Annotated in this window: 15 protein-coding genes; 13 read left to right on the plus strand and 2 right to left on the minus strand. The window is 46.9% G+C overall.

From position 1 onward, the window contains the following. Positions 1-378 precede the first annotated feature (378 nt). From qoxA to qoxD, 4 genes are read left to right on the plus strand one after another with little or no spacing between them, the layout of a single operon-like run. A complete protein-coding gene (qoxA, locus tag SB724_RS09965) occupies positions 379-1,344 on the plus strand; it encodes a cytochrome aa3 quinol oxidase subunit II (RefSeq protein WP_087920812.1) in 966 nt (321 codons plus the stop codon). A gap of 27 nt (positions 1,345-1,371) precedes the next feature. Then, on the plus strand, positions 1,372-3,321 hold the full coding sequence (gene qoxB, locus SB724_RS09970) for a cytochrome aa3 quinol oxidase subunit I (RefSeq protein ID WP_007614578.1): 1,950 nt from the start codon (positions 1,372-1,374) through the stop codon (positions 3,319-3,321). A 14-nt stretch (positions 3,322-3,335) separates the two neighbouring features. Then, positions 3,336-3,950 (plus strand): cytochrome aa3 quinol oxidase subunit III, encoded by a 615-nt coding sequence (gene qoxC / locus SB724_RS09975; RefSeq protein ID WP_003150930.1) that lies wholly within the window; start codon positions 3,336-3,338, stop codon positions 3,948-3,950. A gap of 1 nt (position 3,951) precedes the next feature. After that, positions 3,952-4,320 (plus strand): cytochrome aa3 quinol oxidase subunit IV, encoded by a 369-nt coding sequence (gene qoxD / locus SB724_RS09980; RefSeq protein ID WP_007614576.1) that lies wholly within the window; start codon positions 3,952-3,954, stop codon positions 4,318-4,320. 43 nt (positions 4,321-4,363) lie between these two features. On the opposite strand, the gene ywcE is transcribed toward qoxD, so the two are convergent. Beyond that, a complete protein-coding gene (ywcE, locus tag SB724_RS09985; protein ID WP_003150937.1) occupies positions 4,364-4,624 on the minus strand; it encodes a spore morphogenesis/germination protein YwcE in 261 nt (86 codons plus the stop codon). Between the two features lie 291 nt (positions 4,625-4,915). On the opposite strand from ywcE, the gene SB724_RS09990 reads away from it, so the two are divergent. The 4 genes from SB724_RS09990 to SB724_RS10005 all read left to right on the plus strand — a co-directional run bounded on the left by SB724_RS09990 (position 4,916) and on the right by SB724_RS10005 (position 8,779). After that, on the plus strand, positions 4,916-5,374 hold the full coding sequence (locus tag SB724_RS09990) for a GNAT family N-acetyltransferase (RefSeq protein WP_265972664.1): 459 nt from the start codon (positions 4,916-4,918) through the stop codon (positions 5,372-5,374). 201 nt (positions 5,375-5,575) lie between these two features. Beyond that, positions 5,576-6,763, plus strand: a complete 1,188-nt coding sequence (locus SB724_RS09995; RefSeq protein ID WP_007407709.1) for an FtsW/RodA/SpoVE family cell cycle protein — start codon at positions 5,576-5,578, stop codon at positions 6,761-6,763. A 102-nt stretch (positions 6,764-6,865) separates the two neighbouring features. After that, positions 6,866-7,615 (plus strand): oxygen-insensitive NADPH nitroreductase, encoded by a 750-nt coding sequence (gene nfsA, locus SB724_RS10000; RefSeq protein WP_007407708.1) that lies wholly within the window; start codon positions 6,866-6,868, stop codon positions 7,613-7,615. 162 nt (positions 7,616-7,777) lie between these two features. Beyond that, complete coding sequence (locus tag SB724_RS10005) at positions 7,778-8,779, plus strand: LLM class flavin-dependent oxidoreductase (RefSeq protein ID WP_265972665.1); 1,002 nt, start codon at positions 7,778-7,780, stop codon at positions 8,777-8,779. 41 nt (positions 8,780-8,820) lie between these two features. On the opposite strand, the gene SB724_RS10010 is transcribed toward SB724_RS10005, so the two are convergent. After that, the gene (locus SB724_RS10010; RefSeq protein WP_174736959.1) at positions 8,821-11,232 is read right to left on the minus strand and encodes a S8 family peptidase; all 2,412 of its coding nucleotides are present in this window, start codon (positions 11,230-11,232) and stop codon (positions 8,821-8,823) included. Between the two features lie 525 nt (positions 11,233-11,757). On the opposite strand from SB724_RS10010, the gene SB724_RS10015 reads away from it, so the two are divergent. The 5 genes from SB724_RS10015 to SB724_RS10035 all read left to right on the plus strand — a co-directional run bounded on the left by SB724_RS10015 (position 11,758) and on the right by SB724_RS10035 (position 16,303). Beyond that, on the plus strand, positions 11,758-12,072 hold the full coding sequence (locus SB724_RS10015) for a hypothetical protein (protein ID WP_265972666.1): 315 nt from the start codon (positions 11,758-11,760) through the stop codon (positions 12,070-12,072). Positions 12,073-12,095: 23 nt separating this feature from the next. Then, the gene (locus tag SB724_RS10020; protein ID WP_012118737.1) at positions 12,096-12,926 is read left to right on the plus strand and encodes a PRD domain-containing protein; all 831 of its coding nucleotides are present in this window, start codon (positions 12,096-12,098) and stop codon (positions 12,924-12,926) included. A gap of 219 nt (positions 12,927-13,145) precedes the next feature. Then, the gene (locus SB724_RS10025; protein WP_020958006.1) at positions 13,146-14,528 is read left to right on the plus strand and encodes a sucrose-specific PTS transporter subunit IIBC; all 1,383 of its coding nucleotides are present in this window, start codon (positions 13,146-13,148) and stop codon (positions 14,526-14,528) included. Next, positions 14,525-15,964 carry a sucrose-6-phosphate hydrolase gene (locus SB724_RS10030; protein WP_410570970.1) on the plus strand — a complete coding sequence of 480 codons (1,440 nt, stop codon included), beginning with the start codon at positions 14,525-14,527 and terminating at the stop codon, positions 15,962-15,964. The genes SB724_RS10025 and SB724_RS10030 overlap by 4 nt, the downstream gene beginning before the upstream one ends. A gap of 63 nt (positions 15,965-16,027) precedes the next feature. Continuing rightward, positions 16,028-16,303, plus strand: coding sequence for a hypothetical protein (locus SB724_RS10035; RefSeq protein WP_042635591.1), 276 nt, complete (start codon positions 16,028-16,030; stop codon positions 16,301-16,303). Position 16,304 lies beyond the last annotated feature (1 nt).

A 16,304-nucleotide genomic window follows, 5' to 3' on the forward strand; every position in this document is an offset into this window, starting at 1 on the left:
ATGCGTTGCGTTAAAATGGAAACCGTGTGAAAAGGTGTGAGCAAAGGAAAAAATATTTCTTTTGTAGAATGTTTAACAAAATGAAACTTTTTGTTGACCAGCGTTTTTTATTATGGTAAACCTTTATTTGGTATTATTCGTTCTCACTATCTTTTTTCTCTATATATGCTAAATGATCTAAAACTTTTTATGTTTGATTTGCGCAAGTGGAAAAAGTTCATGCATTTTTTGACGATTTTGTGACATTAGGTCGAAAAAAAGATGAACTTTAGAAAAAAATAAAGCTAATAAGGGCAGATTTTGATAGCATAACAAGGTAGATAGAGAAAAGATTTTGAGAAAGTACATTTCAGATTCACTACATCAATAGGAAGGATGGTGATCTTCTTGTTCAGAGCATTTAAACCGTTACTTTTAATAGCGATGTTGGCTGTTGTTTTCGTACTGGGCGGATGCAGCGACATTTCCGTTTTAGATCCGAAAGGACCTGTAGCAGACCAGCAGAAAGATCTGATTCTCTTGTCAATCGGATTTATGCTGTTCATTGTCGGCGTCGTATTCGTACTATTTACAATCATTTTAGTGAAATACCGCGACCGCAAAGGCAAAGACAGCGGAAATTACAAGCCCGAGATGCACGGCAACACGTTCTTAGAAGTAGTCTGGACAGTGATCCCAATTTTAATTGTTATTGCACTTTCTGTGCCTACCGTACAGACGATATATTCGTTAGAAAAAGCGCCTGAAGCGACAAAGGATAAAGAGCCTCTTGTTGTTTATGCTACTTCGGTAGACTGGAAATGGGTATTCAGCTACCCAGAGCAGGATATTGAGACGGTTAACTACCTGAACATTCCTGTAGACCGTCCGGTTTTATTTAAAATTTCTTCAGCCGATTCAATGGCATCGCTATGGATTCCTCAGCTTGGGGGACAAAAATACGCGATGGCGGGAATGCTGATGGATCAATACTTACAGGCTGACAAAGTGGGAACATATGAAGGCCGCAACGCGAACTTCACCGGCGAACACTTTGCCGACCAGAAATTCAACGTAAAAGCTGTTACGCAAAAAGACTTTAACAGCTGGGTGAAAAAAGCCCAAAGCGATTCTCCAAAGCTGACGAAAGAGAAGTATGACGAACTGATGCTTCCGGAGAATGTCGGTAAATTAACGTTCTCTTCTACACACTTAAAATACGTTGACCACGGCCAAGATGCCGAATATGCGATGGAGGCGCGCAAACGCCTTGGCTACAAAGCCGTATCACCGCACTCTAAAACAGATCCGTGGGAAAATGTAAAGAAAAACGAATTTAAAGTATCCGACGATAAACAAGATTGAAATTGAACAAGAAAGGAGGAAGCCCGAATGAAATTGAGATGGGATGAATTTTTTGTAACAGGTGACCCATTAATTCTGGGCGCACAAGTTTCCATTGCGCTTTCCACTATCGCTATCATCGTTGTACTCACATACTTCAAAAAGTGGAAGTGGCTCTGGTCTGAATGGCTTACGTCTGTAGACCATAAGAAACTTGGAATCATGTACATTATCTCTGCTGTTATCATGCTGTTCCGCGGCGGGGTCGACGGCTTGATGATGCGCGCCCAGTTAGCGCTTCCTAATAACAGTTTTTTAGACTCAAACCACTATAATGAGATCTTTACGACTCACGGTACGATCATGATTATCTTCATGGCGATGCCGTTTTTAATCGGTCTGATCAACGTTGTCGTACCTTTGCAGATCGGTGCGCGCGACGTAGCATTCCCTTACTTGAACAACCTGAGTTTCTGGACGTTCTTCGTAGGTGCGATGCTTTTCAATATTTCTTTCGTTATCGGAGGTTCTCCGAACGCAGGCTGGACGAGTTACATGCCGCTGGCAAGCAACGACATGAGTCCCGGGCCTGGTGAGAACTTCTACCTGCTCGGTCTTCAGATTGCCGGTATCGGTACGCTGATGACGGGTATCAACTTTATGGTGACGATCCTGAAAATGCGTACGAAAGGCATGACGCTGATGCGTATGCCGATGTTCACATGGACGACGCTGATTACAATGGTTATTATCGTATTCGCCTTCCCTGTTTTGACAGTGGCATTGGCGCTGTTATCATTTGACCGTTTGTTCGGCGCTCACTTTTTCACGCTGGAAGCCGGCGGTATGCCGATGCTTTGGGCTAACTTGTTCTGGATTTGGGGACACCCTGAAGTATATATCGTTATCTTACCGGCATTCGGTATTTTCTCTGAAATTATTTCAGCGTTTGCAAGAAAGCAGTTATTCGGTTACAAAGCGATGGTCGGCTCAATTATCGCCATTTCCGTCCTGAGTTTCCTTGTATGGACTCACCACTTCTTCACAATGGGGAACAGTGCGTCCGTTAACTCTTTCTTCTCGATTACAACGATGGCGATTTCGGTTCCGACCGGGGTTAAAATCTTTAACTGGCTCTTTACGATGTATAAAGGCCGGATCAGTTTTACAACACCGATGCTGTGGGCGCTTGCGTTCATCCCGAACTTCGTTGTCGGCGGGGTAACAGGGGTTATGCTTGCGATGGCTGCAGCGGATTATCAATACCATAATACGTACTTCCTCGTATCTCACTTCCACTATGTGCTGATCGCGGGTACGGTATTTGCATGTTTCGCAGGATTTATTTTCTGGTATCCGAAAATGTTCGGCCACAAGCTGAACGAAAGAATCGGAAAATGGTTCTTCTGGATCTTTATGATCGGATTTAATGTATGTTTCTTCCCTCAATACTTCTTGGGGCTGCAAGGTATGCCTCGCCGTATTTACACTTACGGACCGAATGACGGATGGACTGCATTGAACTTTATTTCAACTGTCGGAGCCTTCATGATGGGTGTCGGATTCTTAATCCTTTGCTATAACATCTACTACAGCTTCCGCTACTCTACTCGCGAGATCAGCGGAGATTCATGGGGCGTGGGACGTACGCTTGAGTGGGCGACTTCATCTGCGATTCCGCCGCATTACAACTTTGCGGTGCTTCCTGAAGTGAAATCTCAAGATGCGTTACTGCAATTGAAAGAAGACAAAACGGATATTCATCCGGAAAGCAAGTTCAAGAAAATCCATATGCCGCACAACTCCGGAAGACCGCTTATTATGTCAGTGGCGTTCGGTATTGCAGGCTTCGGGCTTGTATTTGAATGGTTCTGGATGGGCATTGTCGGTTTGATCGGCATTCTGCTTTGCATGGTGCTTCGTTCATTTGAATATGACAATGGCTACTATATACCTGTTGAAGAAATAAAAGAGACGGAAAGAAAGATTTCCGAATAAAGGAGGCGTGATTTATGGAACATGCAGAACACGGCAATTCTAACGCGCCTATGGAATATCAATCTGAAACCGGCAGACTCAATATTCTCGGGTTTTGGATCTTTTTAGGGGCAGAGATTGTGTTGTTCTCAACACTATTTGCAACCTTCTTCGTTCTTCAAAGAAGAACAGCAGGAGGAGTCTTACCGGCTGAATTATTTGAAGTGAAGCTTGTCATGATCATGACATTCCTGCTTCTGATCAGCAGTTTCACCTGCGGGATCGCTGTTCATGAAATGCGTCGCGGAAGTTTAAAAGGCGTCGTCATTTGGACGATCATTACGCTTCTTCTCGGCGCGGGCTTCGTCGGATGTGAGCTTAACGAGTTCATCCACTATGTACATGAAGGAGCATCTCTCGGTACAAGTGCTTTCTGGTCTGGATTCTTCGTCCTTCTGGGAACGCACGGAACGCACGTAACGATCGGTATCTTCTGGATTGCCGGCATCTTACTGCAATTGAAGAAACGCGGATTAACGCCGCAGACGTCTTCAAAAATCTTTATCTCAAGTTTATACTGGCACTTCTTAGACGTTGTTTGGATCTTCATCTTTACAGGCGTCTATCTCATCGGATTGGGGGGACTATAATATGGCAAACAAATCTGCTGAACACAGCCACTTTCCGTGGAAGCATATCGTAGGTTTTGCGTTGTCTATTATTCTGACCCTGCTGGCCCTTTGGGTTGCAGTATATACGGATTTAAGCTCATCAGCAAAACTCTGGATCATTTTCGGATTCGCATTTATCCAAGCCGGTCTTCAGCTTCTCATGTTCATGCACATGACAGAAAGCGAAAACGGCGGAATTCAAGTCGGAAACACGCTCTTCGGATTTTTCGGAGCGATTGTTATCATCCTTGGTTCCATCTGGATCTTTGCGGCGCACTACCATCACGGTGACCATATGGATGGAAACCCTCCTGGCGGTGCGAAGCATCATTCCGAACATCAGGAATAAAAAGAAACCCTCTTCGTTTATGCGAAGAGGGTTTTTTGTGCCTTTATTGGCTTCTTCTCCGGCGCAGGCGCGGAAGGCCGTAAATGATAAAGGCGGCGATATGGGCAACGATGACGTTGACGGCAAACAGGATGATCATGAGTGTGTGGCCGAGAGGGGATAGGCTGCTGGTTGCGTAAAAGTAGAAGAAAACCCACATGAGAATAATTGGCGGTATGGCCGAAAGAGCGACTTTTTTGTTATCCAGCCAGATAAAGAGGGGTGTTGCGCTCGCGACCAGTAAATAAGCAAAAAACATGTCCATCTTACATGTCTCCTTTCATTTTATGGGAGCGTTTCCAAAATGAAATACAGAGAGTGAAATGTGTCTGTTTTGTGGTCGTTTTTTGAACATTTTGTTACAATTATTATACCATGTTTTCCAATTTTTGATACCGCTTTTTCGAGAAATGTATTGCAACTATTGCCTCATTTTTGGATAGGTACAAGAAACCGGAAAGGCCAAATACCCTGTCACATTTCCGGACAATGGAATGGCGCAGGCTGTGAACCTTTGCTATGGTCAAAGAAACATGCACAGCAAGGGTGGTTTGAAGTGGACGTAAGGAAAGAAGATGTCACAGCGCCGGATGTCATTGCGCTTTTGCAGGACCATTTGAAGAGCATGACCATGCATTCTCCTCCGGAAAGTATACACGCGCTCAATGCGGACCGGCTGCGTCAGCCTGACGTTACGTTTTGGAGTGCGAGGGAAAACGGCATCCTGCTCGGCTGCGGTGCCTTAAAGGAGCTAAACAGCCGGCACGGTGAGATCAAATCAATGAAAACCTCTCGGCATCATGTCAGAAAAGGCGCAGCCAACCAGATCCTCCGCCATATGCTTGAAGAAGCAAGGCGGAGGGGCTATCAGCGGATCAGCTTAGAAACCGGTTCTATGGAGGCTTTTCTCCCCGCCAGACGCCTGTATGAAAAAGTCGGGTTTCAATATTGTAATCCGTTTGCACATTATAAAGAGGACCCGAACAGCTTGTTTATGACGTTAAACATAGACTGAAACCCCTTTTCTGACGAGAAGGGGTTTTTTATCGGAAAAGTTTCGTCACGACCGAAACATTTCCTTTTCTGACACGTCATATGTCGTGTAGTCCCCAAACCGTAAAAAATAAAAAGGAAGCAACCTCATCATGTTTTCTTGAACAGTGTTCATGTATAATAAACAATAGTGACTTCCGATGAAAATGTAAGGCGGGATAGAATGAGTCGATATAAGAAACAGCAAAATCCCTATTATCAGGGGGATTTGATTTTTATATTTGGTGTGTTTTTAATAATTAGTGTGGCGGCGATTTATGCGGCCGGACAGTTCGGGCAGTACGGAGGCAGTGCCTGGATGAAACAGATTGTCTTCTATGTTATAGGTGCGGGATTCATCGGATTATTGCTGTACTTTGATTTAGAGCAGCTTGAGAAACTGAGTCTGTACGTATTGATTGCCGGCGTGCTGTCGCTGCTCCTTTTGCGTGTGGCGCCGGAATCCATCGCGCCGATTAAAAACGGAGCGAAGAGCTGGTTTCAAATCGGCAACTTTACCCTCCAGCCCTCTGAGTTTACGAAAATAGGAATTATGATGATGGTCGCGTCCATTATATCGAAGGCGGGCCCGAAGGATCAAAGGTCACTTCGGGAAGATGTGAATCTGCTTTTGAAAATTGCGGCATGGACGGTTATTCCGATCGGGATGATCGTTTTGCAGGATGCCGGAACGGGTGCGATCTGTCTGTTTATCGTTATGGTGATGGTGTTTATGTCAGGTGTAAACTGGAAGCTGATCACCATTATCGGCGGTTCGGCCGCGCTTGTGCTTGGCCTTTTCTTAGTACTGGTAATTGAATTTCCCCATGTGGCGAATTCGATCGGCATTGCGGATTATCAAATTAACCGGATTACATCGTGGATGTCTGACTCCAGTGCGGCAACGACTCAGGCAGAGAGCGATAAAAGCTGGCAGGTGGATCAGGCCGTTATGGCGATCGGATCGGGCGGCATTACCGGAAACGGCGTTCATAATCTGAAGGTGTACGTACCTGAGGGACAGACCGACTTTATCTTTGCGATTTTGGGTGAAAGTTTTGGATTTTTGGGGTGCGCCATTGCGGTTGTCATGTTTTTCTTTTTAATTTACAGACTTGTGGTGCTGATTGACCGCTTGCATGCGTTTAACCGATTTGGCGCGTTTTTTTGCGTAGGATTTACTGCACTTATCGTGATTCACACCTTCCAGAACATCGGGATGAATATCGGCATTATGCCGGTTACCGGTATTCCGCTGCTGTTTGTCAGCTATGGGGGGAGCTCGGTGCTTTCTACATTAATCAGCTTCGGGATCGTATATAACGCAAGTGTGCAGCTGACGAAATATAAAAGCTACTTGTTCAATTCTTAATGTGAGACGGCTCGTTTTCCGGGCTGTCTTTTTTTGTTTAGAGCATTTCGCTTTTGACATGATTCCCTTTCGGATATGATATAGAGAGAAGGAGGCTTTTATATGAACAATACCATCGAAACTATACTTAATCATCGGTCGATCCGATCATTTACTGACGAGCTTCTGACAGCAGAAGAGATAGATACATTAGTGAAAAGCGCCCAGGCGGCGTCAACGTCCAGTTACGTGCAGGCTTACTCCATCATCGGCGTAACTGATAAGGAGAAAAAGCGGAAGCTGGCGGCACTGGCCGGAAACCAGCCTTACGTCGAAAATAACGGGCACTTGTTTGTGTTCTGCGCTGATTTGTACCGTCATAAAAAACTTGCTGAGGAAAAAGGCGAAAACATTACCGAGCTTCTTGAGAATACGGAAATGTTTATGGTCAGCGTCATTGATGCCGCACTTGCCGCACAAAATGTAAGTGTTGCCGCGGAATCAATGGGGCTTGGCATTTGTTATATCGGAGGCATTCGAAATGAACTTGATCAGGTGACGGAAGTGCTTGGTACACCTGACCATGTGCTGCCGCTGTTCGGCTTGGTAGTCGGTCATCCCGCTCATCCGTCCGGTCAAAAGCCGCGCCTGCCGAAACAAGCCGTATATCATGAAAACACGTACGATACGAATGAAGAACACTTCCGCAGTTATATGAAGGAATATGATGAAACCATTTCCGCTTATTATGATAAACGGACAAACGGCAAGCGGGTTGAAACGTGGTCTGATCAAATTCTGCAGTTCATGAAACAAAAACCGAGAACCTATTTAAATCAATATGTAAAAGATAAAGGTTTTCAAAAGAATTAAGAAAAAACCTCTCCTGACGGGAGAGGTTTTTTTATGTTTCACGTGTAACATATTTCGACAAAATGGAACAAGGTATATAAATGTTTATCATCAGGGATGCTTATAAGCATACAGAAAGAAAAAACGGCTTAGCAGTGGTACGATGTTGATGAGGTGACAGTGATGATTTCATTAAGCATATTAGATCAATCTCCTGTATCAGAAGGGAGTTCTGCGGAAAGTGCTCTGCGGAATACAGTAAGACTGGCGCAGGAGGCGGAAAAGCTCGGATATAAGAGGTTTTGGGTGTCAGAGCATCATTTTTCAGAGCGGTTGGCGGGTTCAAGCCCTGAAGTGCTGATCAGCCATATTGCGGCGAAAACGAATGAGATTCGTGTAGGCTCGGGCGGTGTCATGCTTCCGCATTACAGCGCATATAAGGTGGCGGAGAATTTCCGCGTGCTTGAAGGGTTGACGCCGGGCAGAATCGATCTCGGATTAGGGAGAGCGCCGGGCGGAATGCCGATCGCATCATGGGCGCTGAATGACGGCGGGAAGCGTAATGCTGATCAATATCCGCAGCAGATTCGTGAGCTGACGATGTATCTGCATGATGCAGCTGATGACAATCACCGTTTTCCGAATCTGACCGCATCACCCCTTATTAAGACGGCGCCGGAAGTCTGGCTTCTCGGTTCTTCGGGGGAAAGCGCGCTTCTGAGCGCAGAAACGGGAGCAGGCTATATGTTTGCCCACTTTATTAATGGAGAAGGCGGAGAAAGCACGACGGCACAATATAAGCGCAGATTTAAACCTTCTCTATTAGGAAAAGAACCAAAAACAGCCGTGGCGGTGTTTGTGCTGTGCGCGGACACGGAAGAGAAAGCGAAGGAACTCGCGGCCGTCATGGATTATACGCTGCTTGCGGGTGAACAGGGGATTCCGCTTCACGGCGTACCGTCTTACGAAACCGTCCGCGGCAATACGTATACACCGTATGAACAAAGACGAATTGCCGATAATCGGAATCGAATGATCATCGGAACGAAGCAGCAAGTGAAAGAACAGATTCTGGCTCTCAGTAAAGCATACGGAACAGAAGAAGTGATGGCTGTAACCATTACTCATCATTTTGAAGATAAACTTCAATCATACCGCCTGCTTCGAGAAGCTTTTGACGATTAATCAGAAAGAAACCCTGCTGATGCTCCAGCAGGGTTGTTCGGTTATTCAATGATAAAAGGTTTTTCAGTCAGCACCTGGCTTGATTTCCCTTTGTTCGCGGCATAGGCCAGCATATAATATTCTCCTGCCGGCAGTGCGGTGTCACCATTGACTTTGCCGTTCCAGTCGAAATATTGATAGCCTTTATCCTGCTTTTTGTAGATGCCGGCTTGGCCGACAAAGTCAAGATTGCTGTCATATACAAGGAAGGCAAGCTCTTCGGCTCCCGCCGGAAGATAGGTTTCAATTTGGTAGGTTCCCTGCGTTGTGCCGTCCTGCACGTCGATTGACGTCACGCGCGGATAGTCCGGCTCTTTTACAATCAGCAGCGTCGGCACTTTTGCGACTGTTTTTCCGCCTTCTCGCACTGTGACGGTTCCCTCATAGGTGCCTGCCTTTACTTTTTTGGCATTGACCTTTACTTTCGCATTGACCTTTCCGGTTTGATGAGCGGGGATCACGACCCGGTCTGTGCCCGAAACGGTAATGCCCGTGCCGTTGAAAGAGTACTCGAGCTGATATGATTTTCTGATGGACGATTGGTTTTCAATCGTAAAGGTTTCTTTTTTCGTTTCATTGCCTTTGTCTTTCATAAACGTTCCGTAAGAATAACTTCCCGGGGCGACAAGGGAGTCTGCTTTGATCGCTTTCATGATTCTGATGCTTCCGGCGCCTTGCGCATTATGCGGGTATACGTCACCGTCCGCGTCCGTTAAGGTTTCGGCCGTGTTCATGAGAGCGGCTTTTATTTGCTCCGGGCTCCATTTCGGTTTGGCCTGCTTGATGACGGCAGCTGCGCCGGCTACATGCGGGGAAGCCATGCTCGTTCCCTGCTTCGATCCGTAGCCGTACGGGTCGGCCGGATCATGGGTCGGAATAGTACTGACGATATTTACGCCGGGAGCGGAGACGTCAGGTTTAATCATCCACGTGTCCATAACCGGACCGCGTGACGAAAAGTCTGCCATTTGTTCAGTGAGCGATTTAGCCACGGATAAATTGAAAGTCGCTTTTGTGCCGCCCGCTTTTAATTGGCTGACGAGTTTTTCGCCGTCTTCTGATGAAAGCTTAATCGTCGGCACGGACATGCCCGGTACGTTGGCTTCAATTTCTCCCGGGGCATTGTTATACACAACCATACCGATCGCGCCCGCTTTTTTGGCGTTGTCGGCTTTATCCACAAAGGCGATGCTGCCCCGTTTGACGACCGCGACTTTTCCTTTCAGATCTTTGCCTTCAAAATCCTTTTGCTCGCCGATACCCGCCTCTATGAGCTCTGTTTCTTTTTTATTCAGTGCTTTTATGTCATCTTCTTTGTTGTAGCCCATTACTTTCGCTGAGGAATAGGAACCGAAGGAGACGGCGTACTCGTTCAGCGGCAGCTGGGTCGCTCCGACGGAGATGGCTTCTCTGGACGTTCCCGGAGAGCCGACGGTCCAATTGTTCGGCCCGCTGTTTCCGTTTGATGTAACGGCCGTGACGCCTTCTGACATCGCCCAGTCAAGCGCCGTGCTTGTCGCCCAGTCTGGGTTATTCACAGAATTGCCGAGAGAAAGGTTCATGACATCCGCTCCGTCCTGTACCGCGCGTTCGATGCCGGCGATGACGTTCTCCGTTGTTCCGCTTCCGCCCGGACCGAGCACACGGTAGGCAAGGAGTGTAGCATCCGGCGCGACGCCTTTAATCGTCCCGTTTGCCGCTACCGTGCCCGCGACATGGGTTCCGTGGTCAGTCGACGCGCCTCTCGGATCACCGGACGGCGTTTCTTCAGGATCGTAGTCGTTATCCACAAAATCGTATCCTTTATATTGTCCGAAATTTTTCTTTAAGTCAGGGTGTTTATATTCGACACCGGTGTCAATAATGGCAACCTTGACGCCTTTACCCGTATAGCCGAGCTTCCACGCGTCATTTGCCCCTATATAAGGCGCGCTGTCATCCATCTGCGGAGACACGGCATCCTTAGATAGGGTGATGTCTTTATCTTTGAGCTGATCGGTATGATAGGTAACATTCGGATAAACCGCTTTGACATCCTGATCACTCAGCAGTTTGGGGATTTCATTTGCCGGGAGTTTCATGGAGAAGCCGGAAAACACTTGCTCGTATTCTCTGTTGATTTTTCCGTGTTTAACGGTTTTGAGCGCTTTCTTTTTCACTTTTGCGCGTTCGCTTTTCAGCTTGCTTTTTGTCTGTGCTTTGCCGAGTTCCTTTGCTTCCGCCAGTGACTTTTCCTTCAGCTCCACGATGACTGTCGTTTGTTTGCCGGTGGTCATATCAATGTCACCGAACACCTCAGCCTTCTCAAGATCCGGAGTTTGCGGTTTTGAAGCCGGCGCAGCCTGTGAACTTGTGGATAAGGTAAAGGATAAGACAAAAGCCGGAAGCAGATAACGGATGATTCCTTTTTTCAATCGTGTTTCCCCCTTTTTCTTTATCTAAATTAGAAATCTAGTATATATTTCTTGAAAATTCAAAATAATCCTTGTGACATATGACTCATTTATGGAAATTGGTCTGTGAATAAGGAGGGAGTTATACACAGAATCCTGTGCATAACTGAATAAATTTGTGTATATATATTGTTGGGAACGAATGTTCCTATACAAAATATAGATCAAGTTTGTGGATATGTGGATATACCCTGTGTTTAAGCTGTGCTTAACCAAGGGATAAAGTGTGTATAACTTTTTTTATCGGCTTTTCCATTTTTCAGGTCATTTCCATCAGCTTTCAACAAAACTTCTGAAAACTAGTTTGTTTTTTCACTCATATTGTGACAAACAATTCGCCCGGCCGCGTCTATCATAGAGTCATAGGGTTGCTAGACCCGCTAGTTTTTAGCGGAGAAGGATCGGCCGCCTTTTCCGTTAAAGCGGAGAGAAAAACAGGCCTGCGAACAAGCTGTCTGTCAAAAAGAAGCGGAGGGATGATTTGCAATGAAACGTTTGCTAGTATCTTTACGGGTGTGGATGGTCTTTCTGATGAACTGGATGGCGCCGGGTAACGGAAGATATCCATTAGCCGCCGTGTACGGAAACCAAGCGGCTTATCATAAGAAAGCGAAGCGGACGGCTGGGGCTTTTTCGTTTGTGAGCCGTGTCCGATCGGCGGATTTGACCGATGAAACGAAATCGGCCCGCGGCAGGCTGGATAAAAACCGATGGATGCCTGCCCGCAAAGAATTGCCGAAACGGGAGCGCGCGGGTCCGACACCTTTACATCATATGAAAAAGAGGGTACAATCCCACTAAACATAAGAACGGGAGCGAACCTCTTGAGAATAGACAAAGTATTAAATAACAATGCGGCGTTAATAAAAGAAGACGGACGGGAAAAGATCGTAATGGGTCCCGGAATCGCTTTTCAAAAGAGAAAAAATGATGTGATTCAAAAACATAAAATTGAAAAAATATTTGTCGTGCACGACGAAAATGAAAAGTTCAAACAAGTGTTAGAAACGCTTCCCGAAGAGCATATAGAGGCGGCTGAAGATATCATCAGTCATGCGGAGGGAGAGCTTGCGGCACCTTTGAGCGATCACATCCACATTGCGCTGGCGGACCATTTATCCTTTGCGATCGAAAGGATTCAAAACGGCCTTCAGGTGCATAACCGATTGCTTCATGAAATTAAGGCGCTTTATAAAAAAGAATATGAGATCGGCCGCTGGGCGGTTGAACACGTGAAACAAACCCTCGGTATATCATTGCCTGATGATGAGGCGGGGTATATCGCGCTTCATATCCACACTGCCAAGGCGGATGCCAAAAGCATGTATTCGGCGATGAAGCATACAACCATGATCAAAGAAATGATCGAAAAGATCGAATCCTTTTTCGAACAGAAGGTGGATGAAGACAGTATTTCCTATCAGCGCCTCGTCACGCACTTGCGGTATGCGGTCAGCCGGTTGGACTCAAATGAAGCACTCCATTCCATGGACGAGGAGATGCTTTATTTCATCCAAAAAAAGTATCCGTTTGCTTATCGGTGTGCGCTTGAACTGGCGGCGTTTTTAAAAAATGAATATGATTTGGAACTGCCGGAATCCGAGGCCGGCTATATTACGCTGCATGTCCAGCGTCTGCAAAAAAACCCGGAATAACGCGTCTGTTTCGAGAAACAGACTTTTTTTTTGAAAACATATTGACGAAAGCGCTGTCATGAAATAGAATGAAAGCGCATTAAAAAAACTGAATCCGGCGGGATTGTGACTGGTAATGCAGGCAAGACCTAAAATTTGCGTACATGAAAAAGGGATCATGCTGACCTTTTTCGTTGGCGAATTTTAGGTCTTTTTTGATTTTAGAAAGGGGGATACATAATGAATTATCAAGAAACGGCAAAACAGCTTATCAAACATATCGGAGGGGAATCAAACGTCATCAGCGCGACACATTGCGCGACGCGGCTCAGGCTCGTCATTCAAGATGAACAGAAGATCAGCCAGGCCGGCATTGAAGAAATAGAAGGCGTAAAAGGGGCTTTCAGCAGCTCGGGGCAATATCAGATTATATTCGGCACCGGCCTCGTGAATAAAGTGTATGACGCTTTTTCAAAAGAAGCCGATTTGGGGCGGGAGGATCGTGAGACACATCAGGACGCAGCGAAAAAAAAGCTGAATCCGGCCGCAAGATTTGCGAAGACACTGTCTAACATATTCGTTCCCATCATTCCGGCTATCGTGGCAAGCGGACTTTTAATGGGGCTGCTCGGCATGATGAAGGCTTTTCACTGGGTGTCTGAACAATCATCGCTGTTTAAGCTTTTAGACATGTTTTCAAGCGCGGCGTTTATCTTCCTGCCCGTATTCATCGGGTTCAGCGCGGCGAAGGAATTTGGCGGTAATGCCTATCTCGGTGCCGTGCTCGGGGGAATTATGATCCATCCGGCGCTTTTGAATCCGTGGGGGCTTGCGGATGCATCGCCTGATTTTATGCAGCTCTTCGGCTTCGACATTGCGCTGCTCGGCTACCAAGGGACGGTCATCCCCGTACTGTTAGCCGTTTACATTATGAGCAAAGTGGAAAAGGGCACGAGAAAAATCGTGCCTCACGCATTCGATTTATTGGTCACGCCGTTTGTCACGGTGATTGTCACAGGATTTATTACCTTTATCGCAATCGGTCCGCTTGGCAGGGCGATCGGATCAGGCATTACCGTCTCGCTGACATATGTGTATGATCATGCGGGAATTGTTGCCGGACTGCTTTTCGGCGGTCTTTATCCGCTTATTGTGCTTACCGGTGTGCATCACAGCTTTCATGCGATTGAGGCCGGCCTCATCGCTGATTTGGGCAGAAACTATATCCTTCCTATCTGGTCGATGGCGAATGTCGCTCAGGGCGCGGCGGGACTGGCTGTATTTTTCCTGACGAAAAAAGCGAAAATGAAAGAAATCGCTCTGCCAGCCGCATTCTCCGCTTTTCTCGGCGTAACCGAACCAGTCATTTTCGGTGTGAACCTAAGGTACCGTAAGCCGTTTATCGCGGGAATGATCGGCGGAGCGCTGGGAGGAGCCTATGTCGTGGTGACCGGCGTCGCCGCCAATGCCTACGGTCTGACCGGAATTCCGATGATTGCCATCACGGCTCCGCTCGGTTTAGGAAATCTTATAAACTATCTGATCGGAATGGGCATCGCCTCTGTCTCGGCGTTTATTGCCGCTTACATTATGGGAGCTAAAGAAAAGGAGGCCGTCAAATGAGGACACCGGATCAAGAGCTGCGCCTGCAGGCTGAGGAAGCGAAAAAGAAGCGGGGAGAAACAGCCGCGTCAGATCCATACCGCCAGAACTATCATATTATGGCGCCGGTCGGGCTTTTAAATGATCCGAACGGCGTGATCCAATGGAACGGCGTATATCACTTGTTTTTTCAATGGCAGCCATTTCATACGGGGCATGGCGCGAAATTTTGGGCGCATGTGACGACGAAGGATTTCGTTGAGTGGAAAGAGGAAGAAATCGCGCTTGCGCCGGGTGAGTGGTATGACAAAAACGGCTGTTATTCCGGAAGCGCCATCGAAAAAGACGGGCGGCTCTGCCTGATGTACACAGGCAATGTCCGTGACGAAGAAGGCAATCGGGAAACGTATCAATGCCTCGCCGTATCCGAAGACGGGATCGTATTTGAAAAAAAAGGAGTCGTCGCGCGTCTCCCGGAAGGCTATACCGCTCATTTCCGTGATCCGAAGGTTTGGAAGAAAGACGGAGCGTATTACATGGTGCTCGGCGCGCAGACAGAAAAGCTCACCGGAAGCGCTGTATTGTTCACATCAGAGAACTTGACGGATTGGACGTTTCTCGGTGCGATTGCGGGGGCGGACTCCGGCGGTCTCGGGTCATTCGGCTATATGTGGGAATGTCCCGACCTGTTTTCCCTTGACGGAACCGACGTGCTGCTCGTATGTCCGCAGGGGCTTGAAGCCGACGGGATAAAATATCATAACAGCCACCAGGCGGGCTATTTCCTCGGCAGGCTGCATACAGAGCGGCCAGAGTTTAAGCACGGTGAATTTACGGAGCTTGACAGAGGATTTGATTTTTATGCGGCGCAGACGCTGGAAGATGATAAGGGACGGAGAATTCTGTTCGCGTGGATGGGCGTTCCGGATCAGCATGAGGGCAAACATCCGACACATGCGTATCACTGGATTCACTGCTTAACGATGCCGAGACAGCTGTCACTGTCCAACGGCAGAATCATACAGCGTCCGCTCCCGGAAATGAAATCACGCCGCAAGGATGAACAAAAGCGCCGTCTTCAATTGAATTGCTCGTCTGTAAGCCTCCCGGTGAAAGATGCGTCCCGGGCTGAAGTGCTGCTGGAAGACATCACTTGCGAATCCGGTTTTGAAATCTCAATTCGGGGCGCAGCCCGGTTTATATTTCATCAGGAAGAGGGGCTGGCTGTGCTGGAGCGCACTGCTTTCAGCGGAGAAGAAAAAGAAACGAGAAGCTGCGCCATCGGCGAGGTGCATTCCGTGCAGCTGTTTCTGGATGCATCCTCCATCGAATTGTTTTTAAATGATGGAGAAGAGGTATTCAGCGCCAGATATTTTCCTTTCCCGGGAAATGATGACGTAACCGTCACTTCGGTAGGGAAAACGGAAATAAATGGCTCAATTTGGACACTTTTGTAGAAAATCGTTCTTTTTTCTTATGTGAAACCTATGCCATCTGTGCTATTCTTCAAACGAAAGCCTATGATTCCAGGAATAAAAGGAGTTGTTTTCTCAGTTTTGAAAAATCAGAAGATGACGCCGAAATGTTTACTTGTCAAAGCCGCAGAGCAAGTGGAAGATAAGCGGGAAGAATATAAAGAAGTATTGCTTCAGCTGAATCGCATGCTCAAGAGAGCTGAGCCGCACAATGAATGGAGTGATCGGCTAATGCATACATATGAACAGATGAAGGAATATGCGCTGTTTGTGCAGTCTATTGAGATGTTTTTGCGGTCATCCGCGAAAAAAATGAAATAAT

Origin of the sequence: Bacillus sp. SIMBA_031, assembly GCF_046535225.1 — a bacterium.
GTDB classification, from domain to species: Bacteria; Bacillota; Bacilli; order Bacillales; family Bacillaceae; genus Bacillus; species Bacillus velezensis.